This window comes from Flavobacterium chungbukense, assembly GCF_020805785.1.
Taxonomy (GTDB): Bacteria; Bacteroidota; Bacteroidia; order Flavobacteriales; family Flavobacteriaceae; genus Flavobacterium; species Flavobacterium chungbukense.
Window position 1 is genome coordinate 133,424 of the sequence record NZ_JAJGZV010000006.1, and the last position, 14,356, is coordinate 147,779.

Here is a 14,356-nt window from a genome sequence, read left to right on the forward strand (position 1 = left end):
AAAATTAATATGTTTGTTTTTATTCCTAAAAATTCATTTAACAAGTTATTATTTAGATAAAAACTACTAAAAGAAATCGCCATAAAAAAAGGTAATTTAATTACTTGAGGAATTTAAAATATAAAAATCTCAAAGGCTTAACATTTTCAACAACCTTTTTACAATTATAAGAAATACAATAAAGAAAACTCCTAAAAACCCTCCAATTATTAAGCCTTTTGCTTTACCAAAACGCTCCATATGCAGAGGCAAAATCGGTCTATCTATAACCTGAATTAAAGGCGTTTCTTTTCTCAATGTAACTTTTGCTATTTCTGACTGCTTAACTAATTCACTTAAAATTGCAGTATTAGCCTGCACATCAACTTGTCGTCTAGCTGAAGGTGCACGACGTACATTAAGTGCCGGATTTAAATTAAATGTATTATCATTCGCAATCGCCACACCCGTAATGGCGCCGTTAAGTTCTCCTCGAATAGAGTCAACCTGGCGTTGTAAAATAGTCATATTTGTTTTTGACTTTTTACTTTTCGTTTCGATATAAAAAGATCCTACTTGCTTAGCTAAAGCTTCGCATAGATATTTAGAAAACAATTCATTTTTAGAAGATACATCTATACTGATGATCGAGATTTTCTTGTCTCTTTGTCCTACAGATAAACTTGTCGTTATAAGTTTTTCATAAACTTTACCTAAAATACTATCTTGCAGTCGATTAAACTTATCACGATTTGAATTTGGCAAAAATTCAATTTTTGTTAGCTTAGGATTTTTACTCCAACTTTCTCTTAAATTATTATTTCTAATATACATTTCCATAAGAGAAATCTTTTCGCCATTTAAATTTACTTCTGAAAGCAGTGTTTTTTCAACCATTGACCTAGATTTAAACAATTCGGTCAAATTGGCTCCTGTAAAAATTCCACCTCCACTCCCTCCTAAATCCAATCCAAATGTACTAGCTAAACCTAAAGCTCCACCAAGTCCTCCACCTTTTTCATCCTCAAGGGCAAATGTTAAAGTTGCTGTATAAACTGGTTTTTTAAGTAGTGAATAAACAACACCAAGGGATGCCCCGAAAATACCTGCTAATAAAATTATTTTCCATTTAGAGAACAAATAACCATACCACTCTTTTATTCTCTTTATAAGTTCTCTCAACGAGATTTCATTATTTTCCACTAAAAAAATATTTATCTATTTTTATTTAAATGCTGTAACAATTAATAATGCCAAACTAGCAAATGCCGTTCCTAAACCTGCCCACTCTCCCGCGCTCATTTTTTTCTTTTCTGGCTTTTCTGGAACTACAATTTGAGAATCTGGTTCAACTTTAGGATATGATCTAAAAAATAAAAAAGAGGTAGTCACATCGGCTTTTCCATTTGGATATATTATATAAGCCTTTCGTTTCCATCCTTTACTATCTACACCTCCCACAGAATTAATATAATACTTAAATCCTTTACCGCTTCTGTATGGAATTTCAGAAGTTAACAAAACATTACCTGTGACTTTAACACCTTCATTGTAAACTGCTACTTCAATTTCATCGCCTGGAAATAAAGTAACATTGGAAAAGTGATTCTTATCTTTTACAATTTTTTCCCAATTAACTGGTATTGTCGAAAATTTTAAATCTTCCTTCAGTTTTTTAGCTAGTTTTCCCTTTAAAGTATCATTCTTAGAAATATTTAGGTCAATTCTTTCTAAGGTCTCAATTTGTTCTTCTTTGATTGGTCTCTTAATTTTCATTCCATCTAGATTCGCAATTGAAGTTAAACCACCTGCTCTCATTACAACATTATAAACAGTTTCTTTCTTATTAGCCAAAACATATTTTCCAGGGTATCCTACAGCTCCACTTACAGTAACCATCTGAGGTTTTTCATAAACTGCCATTCGACGAATATTAATTACATCAAAAGGCTTCAAAACAAAATTTTTAATTTGTTCGTTATTATCTGCAGTGATTTCCAATTCTACCAATTCAATACGCTTTGGGTCAGCATCATCAATAGCATCTGACTTAACCATTCTAGCAATTTCAACTCTTTTTGATGCTGAACCAGTCAAACCACCAACTTGGACAACAAGATCATTTAATGTCAAATTTTCAAAATATTCGTATTCTCCGGGATTTTTTACTTCACCATCGATGGTAACTTTATACTCTTCTCTAAAATCCAAAATTGAATAAACAGTAACAATATCTTCCCTTTTTAATTCAATATCAGCATTTAAATTTCCTGAAAGAGCTGCACCTAAATCTACATTAACAATTTCTGTAGTTAAATCGGTTTTTAAACGAATTATTCTTGCTCTTTTACTATAAGCATCTTCTTTTAAACCTTCCGCTCTTGTAATAAGATCAGAAATTCTCATTCCGTCTGTAAAAGAATAATAGTCAGGTCTAAAGACTGCTCCCTCAATTTTAATACGATTTTCAAAACGATTTAAAATTTTGGTAATTCTAAATACATCTCCTGATTGCGGTTGATAAGAACTATACTCACTTTCGTTTATATCATGAACTTTAAACTCTTTTCCTGTTTTTTGCAATACATTTACAGAAGCTGTATAAGCAAACTCATTAAATCCTGAAGCGAAATTCAATAAATCGGAGAATTTCTCTCCTTTTTTCATTTCAAAAATACCTGGACGCTTTACTTCTCCTTCAACAGTAACTCTTTGCGTATATGCAGGAATTCTGATTACATCATTTTCTTTTAAACTAACATTATCAGATTGATCGCCTTTTACTAAAAATCGATAAATATCTATATTTCTGTAAACTTTATTGTTTCTTATTAATTCTATATTTCTATAACTGCCGTTTTTCCCTGGTCCACCAGCTAAATGCAAAGCATTATAAACTGTCGCTAGTGATGAAATTGAATAGTTTCCAGGTTGCTTACCTCCCACAATTGTAACTTTGATTGTCCTAATTTGGCTTAAACTTACACTTACTTGCGATTGTCCTGAACGAACTGTGCTGTAAACTCTTGCAATAGCTGCTTTTATTTTTTGTGATGCCGCTTCTATAGACATTCCCGATACTGCTATCTGCCCAACATAGTCAATACTTATTTTTCCCTCAACACTTACGGGTATACTAGCATTATATTCCTGAACGCCAAAAACACTAACTTGTAGCTCGTCACCTGGTCCTAAAACATAATTCATTGGAGTTGCTAACTTTAAATCTGGTTCAAAATTTAAAGTTGGATTATCAAATAGTTCTGAGCCAAAAATTAAAGAATTCACAGAATCTTTGACTTTTTCATTTACTATTTTTTCCTGTTTTCTTCCAGACTTAGAATCATTATCGTCCTTTTTTGAAGCAACGTCTTTTTTGGAATCTTTTAGATTCTTTTTCTGGTATTCATTAAGTTTAGTTTTGAGCTTATTAAAATCTGATAAACTCATCCCTTTTGAAAGGACCATAGATTCTATCTGGTCAATCGTCGTGTTATTACTTTTAAGTTGAGCACTTATTTTTGCTAGATCGTCATCAGATAGATAGTCAACATTAATAGAACTCAAATCTTTTGACTTAAGAATATCTTGAGCATGAACGTTTATTGTCATTACAAGTATAAAAAACAAAGTAAGAACGTAAGTGATTTTCTTCATCTTGTATTTAAATTTTCTTTAAAAAAACTGCCGATTAAAAAATTATGAATATTGTTTTTGATAATAATCTTTATAAGCCCCTGAGGTTACATTTTGAAGCCATTCTTGGTTATTCAAATACCAATTTATAGTCTTCTCTAATCCTTCTTCAAAAGTAACTGATGGTTTCCAACCTAACTCTTTATTAATCTTAGATGCATCAATTGCATATCGTAAGTCATGACCTGGTCTGTCTTTTACGTAAGTAATTAATTTTTCTGAAGTTCCATTATCCCTTCCTAATTTTTGATCCATTACCTTACAAAGTAACTTTACCAAATCAATATTTTTCCACTCATTAAATCCTCCAATATTATAGGTTTCGTGGTTTTTTCCTTCATGGAAAACTAAGTCAATAGCAATTGCATGATCTTCAACAAATAACCAATCACGAGTATAATTTCCATCTCCATAAACTGGCAATGGCTTATTATTTATTATATTATTAATAAAAAGTGGAATTAATTTTTCAGGAAAATGATATGATCCATAATTATTTGAACAGTTTGTCAAAACATAAGGCAGACTATAAGTTTCTCCGTAAGCTCTAACAAAGTGATCAGAACTAGCTTTTGAAGCTGAATATGGAGAATTCGGATCGTAAGAAGTTGTTTCAGTAAAAAGTCCTTCAGAGCCTAACGAGCCATACACTTCATCTGTGCTAATGTGATAGAATCTTTTACCTTCGAAATTCCCTTTCCATTGATTCTTGGCAGCATTTAATAAATTCATTGTACCAATAACATTTGTCTTTACAAATGCTAAAGGATCTTCAATAGAACGATCAACATGTGATTCTGCAGCTAGATGTAAAACTCCATCAAAATTATGCAAAGTAAAAAGTTCATTAATAAACTTTTCATCTACAATATCTCCTTTTACGAAAGTATAATTTGTATTATTTTCAATATCTTTTATATTTTCTAAATTCCCGGCATAAGTCAAAGCATCTAAATTAAAAATCTGATAGTCAGGATATTTATTTACAAATCGTCTTACTACATGCGAACCAATAAACCCCGCGCCACCAGTTATAAGTATTTTTTTCATTTTTAATTTTTTCTAATTAAGTAATTCAGAATTTTGCTTTTCTAATTCACTGTAAATATCTTTAACGTCTTGTGAACTCTCTTTTTGCAAAATTAAATTAGCAGTTTCAGTATAAACAAAAATTGTATTTTTTAATCCTAAAAAAGTAGTATGTTTATCACAACCGATAACCATATTCCCATTTGAATCTGTAGAATGTCCTTTTGAATTAAGATAATCATAAACAGATTCAAAAGAACCTAAATCAGACCAAGAAAAAGAAGCTGGAACAACTTTAATTTTTTTACTTCTTTCCATGACAGCATAATCAATACTGATAGACGGAATTTCCATTGATAAATCTAGATCTAGAAATCCATCTTTACTCGATTCCCAAACTGCTTTAGATTTCTCATAGACATCAGGTTGAAATTTCTTCAACTCTTCCAAAAGTACACTCGCTTTAAAACAAAACATTCCACTATTCCATAGAAAATTTCCTTTTGAGATAAATTCTTTTGCAGTTGTTTCATTTGGTTTTTCGCGAAAAGAAATAACATTGTCTCCTTTTGCTTCTATATATCCGTAACCTGTTTCTGGCTTGGTAGGTATTACGCCGAAAGTCACAATAAAACCTTCATTTGCTTTTGAAACAGCTTCTGAAATAGCTTGGTTATAATTATCCATTTGATCAATAATATGATCTGAGGGAGTGATAATTAAAACATCATCAGGTTCTGATGCAAATGCAGCAAAAGCAATAGCCGCAGCAGTATTTCTAGGCGTCGCCTCAATAATATTTATGTAAGAAGTATTGGTTTTATCCATTACTTTTCCGCTTAACTGATGATTATCAACATTTCCAACAACCATTACTTTATTAGCTAAATGACTATTTCGATCAACTGTCATTTCAAATAATGATTTCCCTTCGAATATTTCAAGATATTGTTTTGGTCTACTTTTACGAGAAAGTGGCCAAAGTCGGCTTCCAACGCCTCCTGTAAGAATTACGTGTGTTATAGATTTATCTAAACTCATATTTTTTTAAATAAAAAAAAGAAAATTCTAAAAACTAAAGCCTATTATCAGCTAAAGATCCTAAAACCCCTTTTACGTCATAAATTAAACTTTTATCTTTTTGCAAACTGGCAAAATCTAATTCTAAAAATTCTGAATGAGAAACTCCTAGAACTATTGCATCAAATTTATTATTCGGAATAGAGCCTAATGTTATTAAATTATATTCTTTTATTACATCATCTACATTCGCAAGAGGATCAAAAATAGTAACCGCTATCCCATAATCTTTTAAAGCCTTTACAACATCTACAATTTTAGTATTTCTAACATCTGGACAATTTTCTTTAAAAGTAATTCCAAGCATTAGTAACTCAGCTCCATTTACAGAAATTCCTTTTTTAATCATTAGTTTCACAATTTGTGAAGCTACATATTCTCCCATACTGTCATTTAAACGTCTTCCTGCCAATATTATTTCTGGATGATATCCAAATTCCTGCGCTCTTTGTGCGAGATAGTATGGATCTACTCCTATACAATGTCCACCAACAAGACCTGGTTTAAAAGGCAAGAAGTTCCACTTTGTAGAGGCAGCTTCCAACACTTCTTGGGTATCAATATTCATTAAATTGAATATTTTAGCCAGCTCATTAACAAAAGCAATATTAATATCACGTTGCGAATTTTCAATAACTTTTGCTGCTTCTGCAACTTTAATAGTAGGTGCTAGATGTGTTCCAGCAGTAATAACTGATTTATATAACGCATCTACTTTCAAGCCTATCTCGGGAGTTGAACCAGAGGTAACTTTTAATATTTTTTCAACTGTATGTTCTTTGTCTCCTGGATTTATTCTTTCTGGAGAGTATCCAGCAAAAAAATCCTCGTTGAATACCAATCCTGAAACTCGTTCTAAAACTGGCACACATTGTTCTTCTGTAACACCAGGATATACTGTCGATTCATAAACAACAATATCTCCTTTTTTCAGAACCTTCCCAACGGTCTCACTAGACTTGTATAAAGGTGTCAAATCGGGTCTATTATTTCTATCAACAGGAGTAGGAACTGTAACTATATAATAATTGCAATCTGCAATATCATTTATAGAAGTGGTACAATATAATCCCTTATCGACATCAGCATTGGTAATTAAAACATTTTGAAGAACATCATCTTCAACTTCTAAAGTTGTATCAGTTCCTGATTTTAAAGAATTGACTCTCGATTCATTTATATCAAATCCAACGACTGAATATTTTGTAGCAAATAATCGAGCTAAAGGCAAACCAACATAGCCTAAACCTATAACCGCAATTCTTACTTTATTTTCTAATTTCATTTTTTAATTTTATTTAGGTCATTAAAATTCACGGCTTCGCCGTTCCGAGTCCCATTGTTTGGTCTCAGCTACCTAAATTAATCATTTTCGGCAAATATAGTACAATAAGTCAACTTATTCAATACGGTTTCACGTAATCATCAAAAACAAATTGTTAATAAAAACACACTCATGCACAACACCTTATTAATCAGGCTGTAAATAATTACTTTATAAAAAAAACAGAAGAAAAAAATCTAAAAAGACTTTCTCTTCTGCTATTTTCCTATTAAATAACGATGTTATTTATATTTTATTTTCAGAACACATCCTAAAGTTTCTAATACAAGAATATAATAATTATTAGATACTTCTTGCACAATAGCACTTTGATTACTAAATGCCCCGGATTCTAATTTGATTTTATCGCCTACTTGTAAAGTTGAAACTGAAACATCACTAATATTAGGAGCTTTAAGATTTGTTTTTATAATGTTAATCTCTTCATCTTTTACAATAGCTGGTTTGCCCAGCCAAAACAAATATCTAATTACTCCAGCAACTTGAAAAACTGAACTTCTCTCCGAATCTGCTATCTGAACAAAAACATAAGAATTAAATAGTGGCACTTCAATCTTTTTCTTCCTATCTGACCACTGCTTAACCTGAGTAATTAAAGGACAATAACATTCGATTCCTAATTGCTGGAGCTTATCGGCAACTTTTTTTTCCCACTTCGGTTTTGTATAAATTACGTACCAATTCATTTTTCTTTTTATAACGAAGCAAAACTAACTTACTACTTCACATTTTCACACTACTTTACTTCACCACAACTTAAATCACGAACCTATTCCATGGTAAATAAATCCAATTGATTCTAATTGTTTTGCATCTAAAATATTTCTTCCATCGAAAACAAAAGCTGGTTTATGCATTGAATCGTAAATTTTTTGCCAATCGTAAGTTGTAAATTCATCCCATTCTGTTAAAACAGCAACAGCATGTGCATCTTTACAAGCATCATAAGCATTATCTAACGCTTCTAAGTAAGAAGAATTTTCTTGACTAGTTCTTGTTTCCAAATAGTCTAAATCGTTAATCATTTTATTTCTTGATACTTTTGGATCGTAAACTGAAATCTTAGCTTGTTCGTTTATCAAATCGTCGGCAACATAAATAGCAGCAGATTCTCTTGTATCATTGGTATCTTTTTTGAATGCCCAACCAAGAAATGCAATCTTTTTATCTGCAACAGTATTATATAATGTTTGAACAATCTTATTAGAAAATCTTCTTTTTTGATGATCATTCATAATGATAACCTGTTCCCAATAATCTGCCACCTCGCTTAATCCATATGATTTTGCAATGTAAACCAAATTCAAAATGTCTTTTTGAAAACAAGATCCTCCAAAACCAACAGATGCTTTTAGAAACTTAGCTCCAATTCTGCTGTCCATTCCAATTGCTTTAGCTACTTCAGTCACATTTGCTCCTGTTTTTTCGCATAATTCTGACATCGCGTTTATTGAGGAAATACGTTGTGCCAGAAAAGCGTTTGCGGTAAGTTTAGATAATTCTGACGACCATACATTTGTTGTTAAGATTAGATCTTTATTGACCCAATTTGCATAAACATCGACCAATGCGTTTATCGCCTCTTCACCTTCTGGAGTTGTATCTCCACCAATTAAAATTCTATCTGGTTTTAATAAATCTGTAACAGCTGTACCTTCGGCTAAAAATTCTGGATTTGATAAAATCTGAAACTGAACTCCGTTTCCAGTATTATCTAATATGCTTTTAATCGCTTCTGCCGTTCTAACGGGTAAAGTTGATTTTTCTACTACAATTTTATTTTGTTTTGCAACTCTAGCAATTTGTCTAGCGCATAATTCTATATATTTTAAATCAGCTGCCATTCCTTTTCCTTTTCCATAAGTTTTGGTTGGCGTATTTACCGAAATAAATATCATTTCTGCTTCATCTATTGCCTTATCAACATCTGTTGAGAAGAACAAGTTTCGTCCTCTGGCTTCTGAAACAACTTCAGATAGGCCTGGCTCATAAATTGGAATATTTTCTGGATTTGGATCATTCCAATCTGCAATTCTTTGTTCATTTAAATCAACAACCGTAACCTGAATATGTGGACATTTTTGAGCAATAATTGCCATTGTAGGTCCGCCAACATATCCTGCACCTATGCAGCAAATTTTTGTAATTTTCATTTGATCTATTATTATCTTGATCTTTAATTTATTTTAAATTATTCCAATACCATCCAACTGCTTCTTTCAAACCATCTTGCAAAGAATATTTCGGATCATAGCCTAGCATTTTTTTGGCTTTTTCTATACTTGCTAATGAATGAGGAATATCGCCTGCTCTATTTTCTCCATAAACAACTTGCACATCATTTATTTTCGAATCAAATTCAGATAAGTATTGTTTTAAATATTTCACTAAGTCATTTAATGTATTTCTATCACCAAAAGCCGTATTATAAACAGTATTAATTGCTTCTGGATTCTGAGAAGTGATTGCCAGTTCATTCATCTGAATTACATTATCAATATAAGTAAAATCACGTGAATAATTTCCATCTCCATTAATCACTGGACTTTCATAACTCATAAACTGTTTTACAAATTTTGGAATCACCGCTGCGTAGGCTCCATTAGGATCTTGCTTTCTTCCGAAAACATTAAAATAACGAAGTCCAATAGTTTCTAATCCATATGTTTTACTGAAAATTTCAGCATACAATTCGTTTACATATTTCGTAATTGCGTAGGGTGATAATGGCTTTCCAATAACTTCTTCTAGTTTAGGTAATCCTTGTGAATCTCCATAAGTTGAAGAACTAGCGGCGTAAACAAATCGTTTAACTTTAGCATCTCTTGCTGCGGTAAGCATATTTAAAAATCCGGAAACATTTACGTCATTTGTCGTAATGGGATCTTTTATTGATCTAGGAACTGAACCTAAAGCCGCCTGATGTAAAACGAAATCTACTCCTTCAACTGCAAAAGCACAATCGCTAAGATTTCGAATATCACCTTCAATCAATTTAAAATTTGGGTTATCTAGAAAATCTTTCAAATTATGACGATGTCCTGTAGAAAAATTATCCAGACAAACCACTTTATAACCTAATCCTAAAAAATACTCCGTTAAATTTGAACCAATAAATCCAGCACCTCCGGTAATTAATACCGTACTTTTTACCACATTTTCCATTTATTAAAGATTAACGTTTTCTAAATCTATTTACAAGGGTATTCCAAAAACCTAGTTTATTTTCTTCATCATGATAACCATTTGCATACGCTCCATATCCGTAACCATATCCATATCCGTATCCTGCGCCATATTTTGCTTTATTCTCATAACCATTCAAGACAATACTTACATTTCTTAACTCACCTCGTTTCATTCTGGTATTTAACAACGTGATCATTTCTTTCTTAGTATAGTTTTGTCTCACAATGTACAATGTGACATCTGCAAATTGATCTAGTTCTAAAGAATCTGCAACCAAACCAACTGGAGGGGTATCCAAAATTATGTAGTCATATTTTTGCTTCAATTCGTCTATTAACTCTTTCATTGCTTCTCCTAAAATAAGCTCTGAAGGATTCGGAGGAATCGGACCTGAGAGAATTACATCTAAATTTGGAATTGTAGTTGAATTTGTTATTTCTTCCAGACTGTTTTGTCTGATAAGATAATTAACAACTCCTAAAGAAGAAGTTAACTGAAATTCATCTGCCAGCCTTGGCTTTCTTAAATCTAAACCAACAATTACAGTTTTCTTTTCACTTAAAGCAAAAACAGTTGCAATATTTATAGAACAAAATGTTTTTCCCTCCCCACTTATTGATGAAGTAATCATTAAAGTTTTTGAACCGTTAACTTGTTGTTTTTTATACAAAAACTGCAATGAAGAACGAATTCCACGAAAAGCCTCTGATAGTGCGGACTTTGGTTTGTCAAATACAGCTAAACTAATATCGCTTTTATTAACACCAATTACACCAAGTAATGGTATTTGAGTTAATTTACTGATATCGTCAGTATTTTGAATTGAATTGTTTATGAAGAAAATACCAAAAACGAACGCTAATGGAATTAATATTCCTAGAAACAGAGCTAGAATATAATTTGCTGAAGTTTTAGGACCAATTAATCCTCCTCCAATGTCTTTTGCTGGATCTATAAAATGAATATCAGACAAATTAGATGCTTTAACTATTTCGGCTTCATTTCTTTTTTGAAGAAACTCTGTGTAAATATTGTCATTTAGATCATATTTACGTTTGATTTTCAATAATTCTTGCTGTTCTGCAGGAAGCTTTTTTACCGTGCTTTCAGCTTGACCTAGTTTAGCATTAACCATTGACAAATCAGAAATCAATGATACTTTTGCTGAAGCAATATTTTCTTGGAGCACATTTTTTATGGCTACCATTTGATTATCAAAATCTTTAAATATTTTTTCACTTTTTACTGCATAAGCCATTTCTGATCTTTGAGTAGAAAGCGCTATCAATTTTGAAATGTTCGCTACGATATTTGGATCTTCAATTCCTGCCACTGATGGCGCAGGAAGTCTTGAATAATCCGTACTGCTATTCAAATAGGCTTTTAGTGAATTGTAGTAGGCTATTTTTCGAGTAATCTCATCTTTTTCAACATCAAAATTCATTATTTTTTCAGAAACCTTAGCTCCTCCATCTTCAATTTGATAAATATTTTTATCTTTTTGAAATGTTTTAAGTTCATTTCCTGTTTGCTTTAATTGCGATTCCATGGCAACCAAAGTACTGTCAATAAACCTAATAGTATTTGTCGCAAATTGATTTTTTCCATCAAGCTGAATTTTAATAAGCATTTTTACAGTCGAATTCAAATACTCAACCATTCTTGCCTTGTTTCCTCCCTGCATCGACAAAGTTAATATTGAACCACCATTTTTATCACTATCAACACCTATGCCTCTGTAGCCAGAAACGGTTCCATCAAAATCATTAAATCTAACAAAGTATTCTTTTCCTTTATAAAAACCAGGATTATCAGTTATTTGTAATTTCCAATTTAAAAAAGGCAACTCAACGTGTTCTCCAACTTTATACGTTTTTGAGAAATCTCCAAGCTGAACAGAAGTATTACTGTATGTATTGGTACTATAAGTTAAAACTGAAACAGAATTACTTTCAAAAGGAATACTAATTTGATACTCATTTTCGCTTAAAAACTTAATTTTTATTAATGTTCCAGCAATTTGTCCTTTTGATTTATCAATATCTACAAAAAAAGGCACCGATCCATAAGAGTCTATAAAATTATATTTCCCTTGTTCTAAGTAATCAATATAATATTGTAGTTTATCTACAACCAACTCGTTATGAGATCTTGATTTAAGAATTGTCGAAATCCCATTGACCTGATCCGACACTCCTCCCCAATTGAAAACCAAACTTGTATTAGAAGTAAAGAATGGATTACTTTCTTCTTTAATAGAAACCATAGTCTGCATTGCGTAAACTTTTTCTTTACGAATGTTTATTTGATACGCAATTGTAAATGATATTATCAAACTGATTAAAAACCATTTCCAATAGCTAATAATCTTCAATAAAAGGCCTTTAAAATCAAAATTGGCATGATTTTCAAAAATGGAAAAATCTTTAATATCTAACATTTTTCAAATCTTTTAATTTTTTATAATAAAGTAAACCGTTGTAGCTAAAGACAATAATGTTATAATTGTACCAATTGACTGGATTCCAGTTTGACCGGTACCCCAAGTTTTCTGTCTTAATGGCTTTACATAGATGTAATCGTTCGGCTGTAAATAGTAATAAGGAGATTTCATAACATTGCGATCGGTTAGATCAATATCATGCATCTGAACCCCAGTTGGAGTCTGACGAATTATAGTTACTTCTTTTCTGTTACCAACTGCTGTTATATCGCCTGAATTAGCAACAGCTTCCAAAATAGTTACATTATCTTTAAATAATGTCTTGGTTCCTGTTTGCCCAACTTCTCCGTTAATAGTGTATCTAAAACCAGCTAGTTTTACAGTAACAAAGATATTTGCCTCAGTTTTAAAATATTCTTCAAGTAATTTTTTTTCAATTATTACCCTCACTTCTTCAAGTGTATAACCAATAACATTTATTTCTCCTAAAATTGGCACTCTGATATTTCCATGATCATCAATTGTAAATCCTTCAAAATACAAAGTAGACTCAGACTTACCTCCCGCGGTCCCAACGTTTGTAGTATTAAAAATAGAAACCAGCTTCGGGTCAATAGCCTTAATATCAATACTCAAAACATCATTTATTTGTAATCGATAGGGCTTACTTTCTACTGAAGCAATTGTATTTTGCTCACTCGAAGTGTTTTTGTCTTGAAGATAAACCATATCTTTCATCGGTATACATGAAGTAAATAATACCGAAATTAATAACAATAAATAAAAACTGTTTTTTGTCATCAGTCAAATTTTATAGCAAATATAGTTTTTCTCTAATTGCTTAGAAAAACCTAAATTTTATTTGGGGTTTAGTTAATTATTTTTAAACGTTTTTTCAAAAGGAACTCGATGAAGAATACTTCTTCCCAAAGTAACTTCGTCTGCATATTCTAATTCATCACCAACAGATATTCCTCTTGCAATTGTTGAGATAATAATTTCAGAACCTGCAATTTGTTTATAGATATAAAAATTGGTTGTGTCGCCTTCCATAGTAGAGCTTAATGCAAAAATAATTTCAGCTACTTTTCCTGATTTAACTTTATCTACCAAACTTGAAATATTTAATTGGTTTGGACCTACACCTTCAATCGGCGAAATTTTGCCACCCAAAACATGGTAAATGCCTTTATATTGCCCCGTGTTTTCAATCGCCATTACATCTCGAATATCCTCAACAATACATATGGTCTCGTGGTTTCTAGCTTTATTGGCACATATTTCGCAAATTTTTGTATCTGAAATATTGTGACAGCTTTCGCAAAACTTAATATCCTCACGCATATTTATTAAAGCCTGAGACAGAAAAGAAGTTTGTTCCTTTGGTTGTTTTAATAAATGAAGAACTAAACGAAGTGCCGTACGTTTACCTATACCAGGCAATTGAGACATTTCGTTAACCGCTTTTTCAATTAGTTTTGATGAAAATTCCATGACGACAAAAGTAATACTTTTAATGGTTTAGCCCACATGATGGCAATTAATTTCAATGTTTATTACCATTACTGACTTATTCTTAAAAGTCGAATTACAAA

11 protein-coding genes are annotated in these 14,356 nt (G+C 31.6%); all 11 read right to left on the reverse strand.

Annotated features, from left to right (window positions below; genetic code table 11):
- Positions 1 to 129: 129 nt before the first annotated feature.
- Complete coding sequence (locus LL966_RS17165; RefSeq protein WP_229354963.1) at positions 130 to 1,182, reverse strand: Wzz/FepE/Etk N-terminal domain-containing protein; 1,053 nt, start codon at positions 1,180 to 1,182, stop codon at positions 130 to 132.
- A gap of 21 nt (positions 1,183 to 1,203) precedes the next feature.
- Positions 1,204 to 3,636 carry an SLBB domain-containing protein gene (locus tag LL966_RS17170; RefSeq protein ID WP_229354964.1) on the reverse strand — a complete coding sequence of 811 codons (2,433 nt, stop codon included), beginning with the start codon at positions 3,634 to 3,636 and terminating at the stop codon, positions 1,204 to 1,206.
- Between the two features lie 42 nt (positions 3,637 to 3,678).
- Positions 3,679 to 4,725 (reverse strand): dTDP-glucose 4,6-dehydratase, encoded by a 1,047-nt coding sequence (gene rfbB, locus LL966_RS17175; RefSeq protein ID WP_229354965.1) that lies wholly within the window; start codon positions 4,723 to 4,725, stop codon positions 3,679 to 3,681.
- A gap of 12 nt (positions 4,726 to 4,737) precedes the next feature.
- A complete protein-coding gene (locus tag LL966_RS17180) occupies positions 4,738 to 5,745 on the reverse strand; it encodes a mannose-1-phosphate guanylyltransferase (RefSeq protein WP_229354966.1) in 1,008 nt (335 codons plus the stop codon).
- 34 nt (positions 5,746 to 5,779) lie between these two features.
- Positions 5,780 to 7,069, reverse strand: a complete 1,290-nt coding sequence (locus tag LL966_RS17185) for a nucleotide sugar dehydrogenase (protein ID WP_229354967.1) — start codon at positions 7,067 to 7,069, stop codon at positions 5,780 to 5,782.
- Positions 7,070 to 7,350: 281 nt separating this feature from the next.
- Positions 7,351 to 7,815, reverse strand: a complete 465-nt coding sequence (locus LL966_RS17190) for a UpxY family transcription antiterminator (RefSeq protein ID WP_229354968.1) — start codon at positions 7,813 to 7,815, stop codon at positions 7,351 to 7,353.
- A gap of 75 nt (positions 7,816 to 7,890) precedes the next feature.
- On the reverse strand, positions 7,891 to 9,282 hold the full coding sequence (locus LL966_RS17195) for a UDP-glucose 6-dehydrogenase (protein WP_229354969.1): 1,392 nt from the start codon (positions 9,280 to 9,282) through the stop codon (positions 7,891 to 7,893).
- Positions 9,283 to 9,310: 28 nt separating this feature from the next.
- Positions 9,311 to 10,294: an SDR family oxidoreductase gene (locus LL966_RS17200; protein WP_229354970.1), complete on the reverse strand. Its 984-nt coding sequence runs from the start codon at positions 10,292 to 10,294 to the stop codon at positions 9,311 to 9,313.
- A gap of 10 nt (positions 10,295 to 10,304) precedes the next feature.
- On the reverse strand, positions 10,305 to 12,758 hold the full coding sequence (locus tag LL966_RS17205) for a polysaccharide biosynthesis tyrosine autokinase (RefSeq protein ID WP_229354971.1): 2,454 nt from the start codon (positions 12,756 to 12,758) through the stop codon (positions 10,305 to 10,307).
- A gap of 12 nt (positions 12,759 to 12,770) precedes the next feature.
- The gene (locus tag LL966_RS17210) at positions 12,771 to 13,562 is read right to left on the reverse strand and encodes a polysaccharide biosynthesis/export family protein (RefSeq protein WP_229354973.1); all 792 of its coding nucleotides are present in this window, start codon (positions 13,560 to 13,562) and stop codon (positions 12,771 to 12,773) included.
- 72 nt (positions 13,563 to 13,634) lie between these two features.
- Positions 13,635 to 14,255 (reverse strand): recombination mediator RecR, encoded by a 621-nt coding sequence (gene recR / locus LL966_RS17215; RefSeq protein WP_229354975.1) that lies wholly within the window; start codon positions 14,253 to 14,255, stop codon positions 13,635 to 13,637.
- Positions 14,256 to 14,356: the final 101 nt, after the last annotated feature.

What these genes read in the sequence shown, in the direction of transcription:
- LL966_RS17170 (WP_229354964.1), bottom strand. Translation starts at nt 3,636, where the DNA reads ATGAAGAAAATCACTTACGTTCTTACTTTGTTTTTTATACTTGTAATG.
- rfbB (WP_229354965.1), bottom strand. Translation starts at nt 4,725, where the DNA reads ATGAAAAAAATACTTATAACTGGTGGCGCGGGGTTTATTGGTTCGCAT.
- LL966_RS17180 (WP_229354966.1), bottom strand. Translation starts at nt 5,745, where the DNA reads ATGAGTTTAGATAAATCTATAACACACGTAATTCTTACAGGAGGCGTT.
- LL966_RS17185 (WP_229354967.1), bottom strand. Translation starts at nt 7,069, where the DNA reads ATGAAATTAGAAAATAAAGTAAGAATTGCGGTTATAGGTTTAGGCTAT.
- LL966_RS17190 (WP_229354968.1), bottom strand. Translation starts at nt 7,815, where the DNA reads ATGAATTGGTACGTAATTTATACAAAACCGAAGTGGGAAAAAAAAGTT.
- LL966_RS17195 (WP_229354969.1), bottom strand. Translation starts at nt 9,282, where the DNA reads ATGAAAATTACAAAAATTTGCTGCATAGGTGCAGGATATGTTGGCGGA.
- LL966_RS17200 (WP_229354970.1), bottom strand. Translation starts at nt 10,294, where the DNA reads ATGGAAAATGTGGTAAAAAGTACGGTATTAATTACCGGAGGTGCTGGA.
- LL966_RS17205 (WP_229354971.1), bottom strand. Translation starts at nt 12,758, where the DNA reads ATGTTAGATATTAAAGATTTTTCCATTTTTGAAAATCATGCCAATTTT.
- LL966_RS17210 (WP_229354973.1), bottom strand. Translation starts at nt 13,562, where the DNA reads ATGACAAAAAACAGTTTTTATTTATTGTTATTAATTTCGGTATTATTT.
- recR (WP_229354975.1), bottom strand. Translation starts at nt 14,255, where the DNA reads ATGGAATTTTCATCAAAACTAATTGAAAAAGCGGTTAACGAAATGTCT.